Below are 12,495 nucleotides of genomic sequence, written 5' to 3'. Positions count from 1 at the left end.
GGGGGGCGCGCGGGGGGGGGGGGGGGGGGGGGCCCACGCCCCGACCCCGCCTGCGGCCGGTGACCGGCGACGTCGGCCGCACCCGCCGGGCCCGCCCGTGGCCGATGGCGCCCGGGGCCCGCGCTGCCGATGTCCGTGCCGGGTGCCGCGCCCGGCCGATGACGCGCTCGGCCGTCGACCCGCTCAGCCGTCGACGAGGCCGTCGGCGACCAGTCCCACCAGTACCGCCTCGCCCAGTGCCTGCACCGCGGTCTGCGGGCGCACCATCACCGTGATCTCCCTGATCCGCTCCCCCCCGTCCAGGTGCAGCAGATCCATGCCGTGGATCTGCCTCCCGTTGACGGTGGCCCGGAAGGGCAGCATCACCGCCGGCGCCGGCTCGCCGTCCACGCCGGTCTCCGCCGCACCGTCGAGCCGCCCGATGTAGCGGATTTCCTCGAACGTGCGCAGCAGGACGCCGAAGAGGCCCATCACCATCGCCTTGCCCTCGAACGGGCCGAACTTCACCGGGCTGTAGAGCCGGACGTCCTCGGTGAGCAGGTCGTCGATCGCGCCGAGGTCACGGTTGTCGACGGCGGCGCGGAATCGGTCCGCAGTGCTCATGTCTCCCCCTTGTTACTCATGAATGCGATTACTCATATTCTTGACTATCATGGATGTCGGGTCGCTGAACAGAGGCGACCGGGCGAGGAGGGGTGATCGGGTGGCTCTGCGGCACGCCGTACTGGCGGCACTGCTCGACGAGGAATTGAGCGGATACCAGCTGGCCAAGGCGTTCGACATGGGAGTGGCGAACTTCTGGCACGCGCTGCCCCAGCAGCTCTACGCCGAGCTGACCAGGTTGGAGGAGGCGGGTCTGGTCCAGGGCCGGGAGGTGCTCCAGGACACCCGTCCGAACAAGCGGCTCTTCCGGGTCACCGACGCCGGCGCGGCCGAGCTGGAGCGGTTCGCGCAGTCCCCCGGCAAACCGTCCTTCATCCGGGACGACCTGCTCGTCAAGGTGCAGGCCGCCGATCACCTCGACGCCGAGGTGCTGATCGAGCGGCTCTCGGAGCGTTCGACCTGGGCGCGGACCAGGATCGAGCTGTTCGAGGCGCTGTTGGCCAGGATGCGGGGCGCTTCGGACGAGGAGGAGTTCCTCCGCCGCGGTGCGCGCGTCGGCCCCTACCTGACCTGCCTGCGCGGCCTGGCCTTCGAACGGGCCAACCTCGACTGGTACCAGCGGACGATCACGATCGTGCGGGAGAGGCGGGCCGACCGTGCCGAACGATGAGTACCTGCGGTACGTGGCGCTGGGCGACAGCCAGACGGAGGGCGTGGGCGACGGCGACGACCTCACCGGACTGCGCGGATGGGCGGACCGGCTCGCCGAGACCCTGGCCCCGCACCACCCCGGTCTGCGGTACGCCAACCTGGCCGTCCGGGGCCGCCTCGCCGGGCAGGTCCTCGACGAGCAACTGGCCCCCGCCCTCGCCCTGCGGCCCGATCTGGCCACCGTCGTCGCCGGGGTCAACGACCTGCTGCGCCCCCGCTTCGACGCGGACGAGGTCGCCGGCCGGGTGGAGTCGATGTTCGCCGCACTGACCGCACAGGGGGCGCGCGTCGCCACGGTCACCTTCCCGGACGTGGCCACGCTGATCCCGATCGCGCGCCCCGTGGGCGCCCGCGTCACCGCCCTCAACGACCGGATCCGGTCGGCGGCGCGGCGGCACGGGGTGGTCGTCGCGGAGACCGCCGCGCACCCCGTGGTCGGGGACCCGCGGATGTGGAGCCCGGACCGGCTGCACGCGAGCCCGCTGGGGCACGCCCGGATCGCCGCGGCCGTCGCCCACGCGCTCGCCGTGCCGGGAACGGACGACTCCTGGACGCATCCCCTGTCCGACCCCCGGCCGGCGGTGCCGGTCGGATGGCGGCAGGCGACGGGCGAGTTGCGCTGGGCCGCGTCCTTCCTCGGCCCCTGGACGGCCCGCCGGCTGCGCGGCCGCTCATCGGGCGACGGCCGCGCCGCGAAACGCCCGCGGCTCACGCCCGTGTTCGCCGACGGGCATGCGCCGGAACGCCACTGACACTCCCACAGGGACGGCCTGCGGCCTCACCCCGTCGACCGGATCGCTAGGCTCGCGCGTCCGGCGGCGGGGCCAGCAGGTGCACGGCCATCTCCCGCATCTCGATCTTCCGGATCTTCCCGGTGACCGTCATGGGGAACTCCTCCACCACGTGGACGTAGCGCGGGATCTTGAACCGGGCCAACCGGCCGTCACAGTACGCGCGGACGGCGTCGGCGGTGAGCGGCTCGGCTCCCTCGCGCATCCGTACCCACGCCATCAGCTCCTCGCCGTACTTCGGGTCGGGCACGCCGATGACCTGGACGTCCAGGATGTCCGGGTGGGCGTGGAGGAACTCCTCGATCTCGCGGGGGTAGAGGTTCTCGCCGCCCCGGATCACCATGTCCTTGATGCGGCCCGTGATGGCCAGGTAGCCGTCGTCGTCCATGACCGCGAGGTCGCCCGTGTGCATCCAGCCCGCCTCGTCGACGACCTCGGCGGTCCGGTCCGGCTGCGCCCAGTAGCCGAGCATCACCGAGTAACCGCGGGTGCACAGTTCCCCCTGTTCCCCGCGCGGCACGGTCCCACCGCCGTCCGGGTCGACCACCTTGACCTCCAGGTGCGGGCCGACCCGGCCCACGGTGGAGACCCTATGTGCGATGGAGTCGTCCACGCGGGTCTGGGTGGAGACCGGGGAGGTCTCGGTCATCCCGTAGCAGATCGACACCTCGGTCATGCCCATCCGGTCGATGACCTCCTTCATCACCTCGACCGGGCAGGGCGAACCCGCCATGATGCCGGTCCGCAGACTGGAGAGGTCGTAGGAGTCGAAGTCGGGATGGGCCAGTTCGGCGATGAACATGGTGGGGACGCCGTACAGGGAGGTGCACGACTCCGCCTCGACCGCTGCGAGAGTCGCGCCGGGTTCGAAGGACGGCGCGGGAATGATCATCGCGGCTCCGTGACTCGTGCAGGCCAGGTTTCCCATCACCATCCCGAAGCAGTGGTAGAACGGCACCGGGATGCAGACCCGGTCCAGCTCGGTGTAGTGACAGGTCTCGCCTACGAAGAAGCCGTTGTTGAGGATGTTGCGGTGGGAGAGCGTCGCCCCCTTGGGGAAGCCGGTGGTCCCCGAGGTGTACTGGATGTTGACCGGATCGTCCGGGCTCAACTCGACCTGTGCACGCGCGAGTTCTGCGCCATCGGCTTGACGTCCGCGCTCCAGCAGGGAGGTCCACCGCGGGCCGTCCAACAGGACCACGAACTCCAGGTCGGGGCAGCGCGGCCGGACTTCCTCGATCATCCCGGCGTAGTCGGAGGCCTTGAAGCGCTCGGCCGCGACCAGCATGCGGATCCCGGACTGGCCGAGCACGTACTCCAGCTCGTGCGCCCGGTAGGCCGGGTTGACGGTGACGAGGACCGCCCCCATCGTGGCCGTGGCGTACTGCACCAGGGTCCACTCGGCCCGGTTCGGGGCCCAGATCCCGACCCGGTCGCCCTTGACGATCCCCTGGTCGAGGAGGCCCAGCGCGAGGGCGTCGACGTCGGCGGCCAGTTCGGCGTACGTCCATCTGCGTCCGGCGGCCATGTCGACGAGGGCGTCACGCTCGGGGAAGGACCGCACGGCGCGGTCGAGGTTCTCCCGGATCGTGTCGTCCAGCAAGGGCACTTCGGCGGACCCGGACGCGTGGCTCGGCACGACGGACACACATTCCCCCTGGAGTCGAGGCGGGCGCGGACCCGGCGGGCCGGCGCCCCTTCATGATCCCCGGCGGTCCGGCCGAAGGCCACCCCTCGACGCGCCCCAGAACGCCGCGTTCCGGCGCCGAATGGCCGGTTCGCCGGACGGGGGGTTCCATCGAGGGGTGAGCCCCGCACGCATCGACGTACCCGCCCGACGCCGCCGCCCTGGTCACCGCGGCGCTGCCCACGACCGCAGGGGCGACCGGCGCCCCGGAACCCGCCGGGCAGCCCTGCGTCGCCTCCGCGCGGCCCGATGCGGGGCAGTCGCGCCAGATCCTCGACATCGCACGTCAAGCCGTGCGGGAGCTGCACCTCAACGCCGTCGTCCTGCGGGTCGAACGCGACGGGCGGGAGGTGGTCACCGGCGCCGCGGGCGAGTCCATGACCGGCGTGCCCGCCACCGCGGACATGCACTTCCGCTCCGGCGCGGTCGCCATCGCCTATCTCGGGAACGTGCTGCTCCAACTCGTCGACGAGGGGAAGGTGGGCCTCGACGACCCCGTCTCGCGTTGGCTGCCGGACCTCCCGCACGCCGACGAGACCACCTTGCGCATGCTGGGCGCCTCCACCTCCGGCCTGCGCGACTACGTGCCCGATCCGAAGTTCGTCGCCGAGCTGTACGCGAACCCGTTCCGACAGTGGACCCCGCGCGAACTGATCGCCCTGTCCACCGACCGACCGCTGCTGTACGAACCGGGGACCAACTGGAGTTACTCGCACGCCAACTTCGTGATCCTCGGGTCCGCCCTGGAGAAGATCACCGGGACTCCGCTCGACCGACTCCTCCAGGAGCGCGTCATGGGCCCGCTCGGGATGCGGAACACCGCCAACGCCTTCACGGCCGCGATCCCCGCCCCCGTCCTGCACTCCTTCGACGCGGAGCGGGGGAAGTACGAGGAATCCACGTTCTGGAACCCGTCCTGGACGACGGCGCGCGGCGCGGTCCTCACCACGAACGTGTGCGACCTGGCACGCTCCGCACGGGCGATGGGGGCGGGAGAGCTGATCTCGCCGAGTGGTCTGCGGGCCCGGCTGAACCCCGGGACCGTGGGACTCGGTACGGCCACGAGTTCCTGCCCCGCCTCGGTCTGCTTCGCCCAGAAGCCCCTGGTGAGGTGACCACGGGAAGTGACCGCCGGGTACGGTCCACGACGGGACGCCGGCGCGCCACCATGGAATCGCGGGGCCCGTCCGTCGGCGGACCACCGACCGGTCCACCACCATGAGTGAGCTATGTTTGATCAAGAGTGACATGAGAAGGAGGCCCGCCGGTGTCATCGGGGCAGCAGGCACGCGCACAGGCGGCCGCGATCACGCCGAGCGGACAGCCCTCGGACCACGAGCGCGTCCCCGGCGAGCGGGTGCGCGCGCTCTTCGACGGGCGCCGGCTCTCCCCCGGCCAGCGGCGGATCGCCCAGTACCTGATCGACCACCTGACCGAGGCCGCGTTCCTGTCGATCACCGAACTGGCGGAGCGCGTCGGCGTCAGCCAGCCGTCCGTGACCCGTTTCGCGACCTCCCTGGGGTACAGCGGCTATCCGGCGCTGCGGGACATCCTCCAGCCGATCGCCCTGAGCGCGGTCGCCGGCTTCCCCGAGAGCCGCGAGCAGATACGGCAGAACGAGTTGCAGGCGGCAGTCGACGCGGAGATCGAGAACCTGGAGAACGTGCGGCGGCTGCTCGCCGACACGGATCAGGTGCTGACCATCGGCCGCGACCTGGCCCTCTCGGTCCCCCTGACGGTCCTCGGCCTGCGGATCTCGGTGTCGCTGGCGGAGTACTTCGCGTACGCGGCCCGGCGGATCCACCCCGACGTGCGCCTGGTGACCGGCGGCGGCAGCGTCGCCTACGACGCGCTGCTCCAGTCCCGGGCCGCCGGTGGGACGTGGGTACTGGCCTTCGCCATGCCCCGGCACGCCAAGGAGACCCTCGCCGCGATGCGAGCGGCCCGCAGCGCCGGGCTGCGGATCGCGCTGATCACCGATCCCACGCTGGGGCCCCTGGTGGACGAGGCCGACGTGGCGCTGACCGCAGGCACCGGGTCACGGCTCGTGTTCGACTCCTACGCGGCCCCGAACGTCCTGTCCGCAGCCCTGTTGCAGGCCATGGCGGATGCCGACCCCGAGCGGACGCAGGCCCGCCTCGAAGGGTACGAACAGGTCGCCGACCTGCACGGATTCTTCCTCTAGCCCCGCTGCCGCACGACGGTCGGCGGGGCCTCCCCATACCCTCGGGGCGCATGTAATTTTTCATACGCTTGCTTACTCAACGGTATATATGTTTACTGAGGCACGGCCGGGATCCACCAGATGCCAAGGAGGGCGTCCCCACGCCGTCCCAGAACGAACACTCAGCCGCGCGCGCTGCCTCCTCAGTCCGCTTCCGGGTGTTCGATCCGGGCTTTCGGATCCCGAAGACCGCCATGGCGGCCTCGATCAACCCCTGGGTCGAGGCCGCCCAGCAACCTCTCGATCAGAGTTCGACACCCACTCGGAAGCGACGAGAATGCCTCAACTGGCCTCCACCGCCCTCAGCCCGGACTGGCCCTGTCAGGTCAAGGCCCCCGGGAGCCACGACTGGGAACGCACCGCGACGCGCTGGCTGCGCGACCTGCTCCCGGCCCGGTACGCGGGTTACTCGACGCTGACACGTCATCCGGTACTCCTCACCCGGCACGCCCAGCTCCAGCTCCAGCACGAGATGCGCGCGGTGCGGGTGGCGCTCGAGACGAGTCGCGCCGAACTGCCCGCGATGGGTGTGGCGGAGTCCGTCATCGAGAACACGATCCGGATGTACGCCGTCGAACTCGAACAGTTGGGCCGCCTCGCCCGCGGGGTCCGCCTCATCACCGACGCCCTCGTCGTGAGCGGCGGCGCGGGAACGCGCAGGCGATAGCCGCCGGCGGGCGCACACCCCGGCGGATCGGGGCGGCTCCGCGAAACCCCGGATCCCGCTGAGGGCCAATCGGGCGCGGGCGGTCGGACGAGGGCCCGCCACGACGACCGCACCCGGGCGGGATCGCCACGTGACCGCGCCGTGGCGGACGAGCCGGGACCGCGCCAATCGTGCGCCGGCTCCCGGTGATCGAGCGCCCGAGGGGCCCGCCGTACCCTCCGCCGAGCCGGCCCGGCGCGTGTGCGCCGGTGGCGGACACCGCCTCGGGCACCGGTCCGGCCCCGTGGGCCCGCGCGTGCGGCCGACGGGGGCGACGGCGACACCCTCGACACCGGCGCCGATGCCCACCGCCGGCATCGGTGCGACACCCGGCGCGCACCCCCGCCGGCCCGCCCCTCCCCGGCCCCCGCGCGTCCGCGCCGGCACGGGAGCGTGTCGCGGGCCCGGGTACCTTCGACCGCACCGGTCCCACCGGCTCCCTCGATCCGCGGCGGAGTGTGACTGACTTCCGGACACCGCCCTCTCGGCCGTGCCACGGCATGCGGTTACGGTGGTGATCACGCCGTTCGACCGCACCCGGCGCACCGCGATCCGCCCCCCACCGGATCGGCCCCCACCCGAACCCCCACGCGAGCCCGCCCCCATGACGAACTCCCGCCCCGCCCCCGCCCCTTCTTCCCCAGAGGAGCCGAAGTGACCGAGGCAATCGACGCGACCGGCGGACGCTGGTTCAGCCTGCACCTCTTCCCCCGCTTCGCCCGCGCGACCGGTGAGGACACCGACGCCTTCCTCGTCGAGGACCTCGCTCCCCTGCTGGACGGGCTGGTGTCGGACCGCAGGGCGACCTCATGGTTCTACGTCCGTCACGTCGACGTGGACGGCCCCCACCTGCGCGTCCGGGTGCGCGACCTCACCCCGGCCGGCGTGGCCGCGCTGCACGCCGAGGCGACGCTCCTCGTGAAGGAGCGGCTCGGCGAGGGAGCGGAGGTCCATGAGGCGCCGTACATCCCCGAGACGGAACGTTTCGGCGGGCCCGCCGCCCTGCCCGTGACGGAGGACGTCTTCGCCCTGTCCACCCGGGTGGCCCTGGACGGGCTCGCGCGCACCGGGCACGGCGGCGAGCGACTCGCCCTGGCGGGGGACCTCGCGCAGGCCACGGCGGCGGCGCTCGGGATGGACCGTTACGAGGCCGCCCGCTGGCTGCGCTGGCAGACGACGGGATGGCGTTGGTCCGAGGACGTCCTGCACACCCCGGCCCCCGTGCCCGCCCCGCGCGCCGAACCCGACGGCGGGCCCGCGCGTGAGGAACTGATGCGACGCGCCGACGCCGTCCGGCACGGGGTGGCGAACGGCATCGGCGTCGGGCCGGTGGCCCGTTGGGCGGCGGGGCTGCGGGACGCGGACGCCCGTCTGGAGGAGGTGGCCGGGCGCGCGGCGGCGGACGACGGCGCGGACCGCTCGGCCGTGTGGGCGGCGGGTCAGGCCTCGGTGTGGACCGCGGTGCGCGCCTCGCTGTGGGCCTCGCACCTGCACCTGCTGTTCAACCGCCTCGGAGTGGCCCCCGACGAGCAACGAACCGTGTGCCGGCTCGCCTCCCACGCCCTGACGGACACCGGGGAGCGGAAGTCACACCACCCCGAGGACCTACCCGCCACCGACGCGCGGTAGGCCGGTCGGGCCGGTCAGGTGCGTGCGCGGCATGAGTTCAGGAGGGCGGCGGCGCGGGCGGCGTCGTCGACGCTGACCGCGAAGTCCTTGCCGCGGGCCCGGATGACGAGGCAGTCGCCGCGGCGCAGCATCACCGTCGTGCCCAGCCCGCTGAGCCGGTACCCCCATCCGCCCACCTGGGCGGGGGTGCGTCGTTCGACGCGGGCGGATTCGATGTCGCCGGCGGCCCACCGTCGCGTCGGCCACCCGAGCGGACCGAAGCCGACCTCCAGCCCCTTCTCGGTGGCCCGGGCCTGGACGGACGAGCAGGCCGACATCACGACCGAGACGAAGGCGAACGGCGCGATCAGCGGCCACGGGGCGCCGATGAGTCCCGCCGCGCCGGCGAGCGCACCCGCGACGGCCACCAGGCCGCCGGCGGCGGCGAGGAGTTGGAACCAGGGGTTCGTCGCCCGCGAGAGCCAGACGAAACGTTCCCCCTCGGGGATCTCCGGAGCGGGGTCACCGGGTATCACCGGCACGGGCGGCGCCGAGGCCGTCGCTCGACGGTCGAGCAGCACCCCGAGGAGAGCCGCCGCCACGATCCCCGCGATCAGGACGCCGAACCAGAGCGTCGCGAACCGCGCCTGATGCCAGTCCGACCGGTCCAGGTTCGCCCGTACGATCACCGCCTGCGCGCCGATCAGGCCCACGCCCACCGAGAGCAGGGTCGCTCCGGCCCATCCCCGTACCCCCGCTCCCCGCCGGGCGGCGAGTGCCACGACCGACACGAGCAACACCCAGGCAAGCGCCGGTAACGAGGCCGCCGCCCACAGCGGCAGCGAGCCGTCGGGCGCCCCGCCGACGCCCCAGTGCGTGGCGAGCCGGTCCGGCAGCCGCCCCCGCGCGGCCTGCGGCATGGCGACCAGCAGGATTCCGACGCCCGAGGCCCAGACGGCGACACCCCGGCCGGTGGCCCTGCCCGCCGCGTGATCCTCCCGGTCCTCGCGGCCTTGGTGTTCCTTGTGGTCTGCGCGGTCCTTCACGGGACCTCCCTGATCATCTGGGTGAGCTCGGCCTTGCCGTACCCCAACCGGGCCGCCTCCTGGACGAGTTCACGGACCCGCTCCACCAACGCGGAGCGTTGGTCCGCGCCGGCGGCCACGGTCACCCCGCGGCCGCGCCGGAACTCCAGCACCCCTTCGTCTCGCAGGGATCGCAGGCCGCGCAGGACGGTGTTCGCGTTGACCCCGAGGGCCTGCGCGAGGTCGCGCGCCGGCGGGAGTCGATCGCCCGGGGCGCACTCGCCCTCGGCGACGGCCCGCCGGATCGCGCCCGCCACCTGTTCGTGCAGGGGGCGACTGTCGGAGATGTTCAGCCTCAGCAACATGGTGCCAATGACGATAGCTTCATCTTGCTCATCGGTCGATGAGGTTTCCCGTGCCTGGGTGACGGAGAGCCCCTACGCGGCGGCCACGGCCAGGGATGCGCAGGCGACGGGGCTGGGCGACCAGCCGGGAGGAGCCGGGGCGGGACGCCTGCACGGCCAGGCCCTCGGGGTCCGGGGCGGCCGGCAGCTCACCGGTGCCGGGCGGCGGCGCCGCATCCCGCGCCAGGAGGGCGGGGATCGCCCCCGCGAGCAGGGTCCAGGTGGTGGCGTACGCACCGGTCGCGGCGGCCGTGCGCGCGGAGTCGGCGAGCCGGTTCGCCTTCACGGTCCCCAGGCCGACGAGTTCGGCCAGGTCCCGGCCGATCAGCGGCGCGTCCAGCTCGCCCCGCCCCGCGAGCACCAGCAGGGCGTCGACCGCCCCGGGCCGGTCCTCGGCATGACGGGAGCCGAGCCCGGTGGCCACGGCCAGGTGCAGTACGGGGCCCGCCGGGCCGCGGCGGGCGGCTCCCGCCAGTCGCGCAGCTCACGGGAGCCGATCCAGGAGGCCGCGGCGGCGGCTCCGGTGTGGCAGCCGGCCCCCGCGACGAGCAGTGCGCCGCGCATCCGGTCGTGTTCGGAGCCGCGGTCCCAGCCCCATCCCCGGACCTCCCGGCGCAACGCGGTGAGTTCACCGAGGACAGCGCGGCGCTCGGCCGGGGTGAGGGGACCCAGCAGTGCAGGGAGGCGCTCGGTGCGACCTGCGCGCACCGCGTCGAGGACGTCGTTCATCGGGAGGGTCATGGGCGAAACGCCAGGTCCGGGGACTGACAACGCTCCCCCGGCGGCGTCACTCGAAGTCCGCCCACACCCCCAGGGCGAACCCGGTTCCCCGGCGTCGCACCTCCACCGCGCCGCCACCGCCGAAGTGCGCGGGCACCACCAACTCGTGCAGATCGGCGGCCTGTTCGAGGATCCGGCGGCGGCTGGCCGCAGCCTGCCCGGCGTCCATGCAGAAGCAGCTGTTCCAGGCGGGCTCCAGTATCTGCACCGGGCTGTGCAGGAGGTCCCCGACGAAGACCGCCCGGTCCCGTCCCGAGGCCAGCCGCAGGACGGAGGAGCCGGGGGTGTGGCCGGGAGCGGGCTCCAGCACGAGGTTCTCGTCGATGCGGTGGGAACCTTCCCAGAGAACGGCCTGGCCCGACCGGTGGAGGGGCGCGATGCTGTCCTCGTAGATCAGCCGGTCGTCCGCCCGCAGACCCCGGGCGTACCCGTTGTCGGGGCCGAAGTGGAAGTCGTCGGCCGCCGGCACGAGGTACCGGGCGTTGGGGAAGGCCGGGACCCACTCCCCCGCGGCGTCGACGGTGTTGCCGCCCACGTGATCGGCGTGGACGTGGGTGTTGACGACGAGGTCCACGTCCTGCGGCCGGACACCGGCGTGGGCCAGTGCGCCGAGGAAGTCGTCCTGTCGGTGGTGGAACGCGGGCGCGCCGGGTCGCTCGCGCATGCTTCCCACGCCGGTGTCGACCAGGATGGTCCGTCCGGCGCTGCGCAGGACCCAGGTCTGGAGCGCGACCGTCACGCGGTCGGTCCCCGGGTCCCAGTGGTCCGGGGACAGCCAGTCCGCGTTGTCCTTCCACACCTCGGTCCCGGAATCCGGGACGACGTCGAGGGCGGACGCGAAGGCCCCTTGCCATTCGACGACCCGGATGACCTCGACGTCGCCCAGTACGATGCCCTGCTCGCTGTCACTCTTCATGATCACGATGCTAGGGGGGTCCGGTGAGCCCCTCAATGCTCTTCCTGCTCATGTGAATACGCGAGGCTCTCACCGCTGACGCGCGGACTACGCTGACGTCATGGATGTGGTGAGCGACGCGATCTCGACCGTCCGCACGGGACGGCCCTCCTCCAACCGGGTCCGGGTGAGCGGTGGTTGGGCAACGCGTCTGGACCCGTACGAGGGCGCCGGCTTCCACGTCGTCCTGGAGGGCGCGTGCCTGCTGCTCCCGGAGGGCGGGGGACCGGTCCGGCTGGGGACGGGCGACGCGGTACTGCTGCCGCACGGCACGGGTCACCTGCTCGCCGACGTCCGGGCCGACGCCGCGAGCCTGGAGCGGGCGGTGCCCTTCGAGGACTGGCGGCCGGACGGGCCGGCGCACCACCCGGCGTCCGAGGCCGGGGCGGTGGAGTTGCTCTGCGGCAAGTACCGGTTGGACCGCAGCCGTGCCCACCCCCTCATGCGGGAGCTGCCGACCGTGGCGCACCTGCCGAACCGTGTGGGCCGTCATCCCGAACTCCGCTCCGCCATCGACTTGCTGGGGGGCGAGCTGGGGGGCCTGCGGCCGGGCGCGGGGATCGCCGTGCCCAGTCTGCTCGACCTGCTGCTCGTCTACATGATCCGCTCGTGGATGGCCGAGGACGGTACCGGCGTGTGGTCGGCGGCGCTCGGCGACCCGGTGACGGCCACCGCGCTGCGGGCCCTGCACGCGGACCCGGCCGCGCCGTGGACCAACGAGAGCCTGGCCGCCGAGGTCGGGGTCTCGCGCCCGACGCTGGCCCGCAGGTTCACCGCCCTGGTGGGGCGGCCTCCGATGGCCTACCTGACCTCGTGGCGGCTGACCGCCGCCGCGGCCCTGCTCCGCGACACCCCGGACCCGCTGGCGGCCATCGCGCGCCGGGTGGGGTACGGGACTCCGTACGCCTTCTCGCACGCCTTCAACCGGGAGTTCGGCACGACTCCGGGCCGCTACCGGGAGCACGGCGCGGCGCCGGCGTGACGGCGCGGTCGGTCCGGTT

14 protein-coding genes are annotated in these 12,495 nt (G+C 73.1%); 7 read left to right on the top strand and 7 right to left on the bottom strand.

Features of this window, described 5'->3' with window-relative positions; translation table 11 throughout:
• Window positions 1-183: 183 nt before the first annotated feature.
• Window positions 184-603: a nuclear transport factor 2 family protein gene (locus OTB19_RS13035; protein WP_267798281.1), complete on the bottom strand. Its 420-nt coding sequence runs from the start codon at window positions 601-603 to the stop codon at window positions 184-186.
• 100 nt (window positions 604-703) lie between these two features.
• Between OTB19_RS13035 and OTB19_RS13030 the strand changes: the two genes are divergently transcribed.
• The gene (locus OTB19_RS13030; RefSeq protein WP_267798280.1) at window positions 704-1,273 is read left to right on the top strand and encodes a PadR family transcriptional regulator; all 570 of its coding nucleotides are present in this window, start codon (window positions 704-706) and stop codon (window positions 1,271-1,273) included.
• Window positions 1,260-2,066 (top strand): SGNH/GDSL hydrolase family protein, encoded by an 807-nt coding sequence (locus OTB19_RS13025; protein ID WP_267798279.1) that lies wholly within the window; start codon window positions 1,260-1,262, stop codon window positions 2,064-2,066. Before OTB19_RS13030 ends, OTB19_RS13025 begins: the two co-directional genes overlap by 14 nt.
• A gap of 46 nt (window positions 2,067-2,112) precedes the next feature.
• On the opposite strand, the gene OTB19_RS13020 is transcribed toward OTB19_RS13025, so the two are convergent.
• Window positions 2,113-3,744 carry an AMP-binding protein gene (locus OTB19_RS13020; RefSeq protein WP_324290517.1) on the bottom strand — a complete coding sequence of 544 codons (1,632 nt, stop codon included), beginning with the start codon at window positions 3,742-3,744 and terminating at the stop codon, window positions 2,113-2,115.
• A gap of 341 nt (window positions 3,745-4,085) precedes the next feature.
• Here OTB19_RS13020 and OTB19_RS13015 point away from each other — a divergent pair, with 341 nt between their 5' ends.
• From OTB19_RS13015 to OTB19_RS13000, 4 genes are all read left to right on the top strand, one after another.
• Window positions 4,086-4,907 (top strand): serine hydrolase domain-containing protein, encoded by an 822-nt coding sequence (locus OTB19_RS13015; protein ID WP_324290516.1) that lies wholly within the window; start codon window positions 4,086-4,088, stop codon window positions 4,905-4,907.
• A gap of 152 nt (window positions 4,908-5,059) precedes the next feature.
• Window positions 5,060-5,977: a MurR/RpiR family transcriptional regulator gene (locus OTB19_RS13010; protein WP_267798277.1), complete on the top strand. Its 918-nt coding sequence runs from the start codon at window positions 5,060-5,062 to the stop codon at window positions 5,975-5,977.
• A gap of 316 nt (window positions 5,978-6,293) precedes the next feature.
• Window positions 6,294-6,683 carry a hypothetical protein gene (locus OTB19_RS13005; RefSeq protein ID WP_267798276.1) on the top strand — a complete coding sequence of 130 codons (390 nt, stop codon included), beginning with the start codon at window positions 6,294-6,296 and terminating at the stop codon, window positions 6,681-6,683.
• A 693-nt stretch (window positions 6,684-7,376) separates the two neighbouring features.
• Window positions 7,377-8,351: a thiopeptide-type bacteriocin biosynthesis protein gene (locus OTB19_RS13000; protein ID WP_267798275.1), complete on the top strand. Its 975-nt coding sequence runs from the start codon at window positions 7,377-7,379 to the stop codon at window positions 8,349-8,351.
• Window positions 8,352-8,365: 14 nt separating this feature from the next.
• Here OTB19_RS13000 and OTB19_RS12995 read toward each other — a convergent pair whose 3' ends face one another.
• Genes OTB19_RS12995 through OTB19_RS12975 form a run of 5 tightly spaced genes read right to left on the bottom strand, consistent with a single transcriptional unit; the run spans window position 8,366 to window position 11,455 of the window.
• The gene (locus OTB19_RS12995) at window positions 8,366-9,376 is read right to left on the bottom strand and encodes a DUF1648 domain-containing protein (RefSeq protein ID WP_267798274.1); all 1,011 of its coding nucleotides are present in this window, start codon (window positions 9,374-9,376) and stop codon (window positions 8,366-8,368) included.
• Window positions 9,373-9,720 (bottom strand): GntR family transcriptional regulator, encoded by a 348-nt coding sequence (locus OTB19_RS12990; RefSeq protein ID WP_267798273.1) that lies wholly within the window; start codon window positions 9,718-9,720, stop codon window positions 9,373-9,375. Before OTB19_RS12990 ends, OTB19_RS12995 begins: the two co-directional genes overlap by 4 nt.
• A 28-nt stretch (window positions 9,721-9,748) precedes the next feature.
• Entirely contained in the window at window positions 9,749-10,183 is a 435-nt protein-coding gene (locus OTB19_RS12985) for a hypothetical protein (RefSeq protein ID WP_267798272.1), read from the bottom strand.
• Window positions 10,084-10,500 (bottom strand): hypothetical protein, encoded by a 417-nt coding sequence (locus tag OTB19_RS12980; RefSeq protein ID WP_267798271.1) that lies wholly within the window; start codon window positions 10,498-10,500, stop codon window positions 10,084-10,086. The genes OTB19_RS12985 and OTB19_RS12980 overlap by 100 nt, the downstream gene beginning before the upstream one ends.
• Before the next feature lie 46 nt (window positions 10,501-10,546).
• Window positions 10,547-11,455 carry an MBL fold metallo-hydrolase gene (locus OTB19_RS12975; protein ID WP_267798270.1) on the bottom strand — a complete coding sequence of 303 codons (909 nt, stop codon included), beginning with the start codon at window positions 11,453-11,455 and terminating at the stop codon, window positions 10,547-10,549.
• Between the two features lie 100 nt (window positions 11,456-11,555).
• On the opposite strand from OTB19_RS12975, the gene OTB19_RS12970 reads away from it, so the two are divergent.
• Window positions 11,556-12,476 carry an AraC family transcriptional regulator gene (locus OTB19_RS12970; RefSeq protein WP_267798269.1) on the top strand — a complete coding sequence of 307 codons (921 nt, stop codon included), beginning with the start codon at window positions 11,556-11,558 and terminating at the stop codon, window positions 12,474-12,476.
• Window positions 12,477-12,495: the final 19 nt, after the last annotated feature.

Origin of the sequence: Streptomyces sp. H27-H5 (assembly GCF_026627505.1) — a bacterium.
GTDB lineage: Bacteria > Actinomycetota > Actinomycetes > Streptomycetales > Streptomycetaceae > Streptomyces.
Note: the sequence above shows the minus strand (reverse complement) of the source record. Positions and strands in the feature narration are given on the sequence as shown.

Excerpts from the sequence above, each read along its gene's own strand:
- OTB19_RS12980 (WP_267798271.1), bottom strand. The coding sequence starts at position 10,500 with ATGACCCTCCCGATGAACGACGTCCTCGACGCGGTGCGCGCAGGTCGC.
- OTB19_RS12990 (WP_267798273.1), bottom strand. The coding sequence starts at position 9,720 with ATGTTGCTGAGGCTGAACATCTCCGACAGTCGCCCCCTGCACGAACAG.
- OTB19_RS12970 (WP_267798269.1), top strand. The coding sequence starts at position 11,556 with ATGGATGTGGTGAGCGACGCGATCTCGACCGTCCGCACGGGACGGCCC.
- OTB19_RS12975 (WP_267798270.1), bottom strand. The coding sequence starts at position 11,455 with ATGAAGAGTGACAGCGAGCAGGGCATCGTACTGGGCGACGTCGAGGTC.
- OTB19_RS13035 (WP_267798281.1), bottom strand. The coding sequence starts at position 603 with ATGAGCACTGCGGACCGATTCCGCGCCGCCGTCGACAACCGTGACCTC.
- OTB19_RS13005 (WP_267798276.1), top strand. The coding sequence starts at position 6,294 with ATGCCTCAACTGGCCTCCACCGCCCTCAGCCCGGACTGGCCCTGTCAG.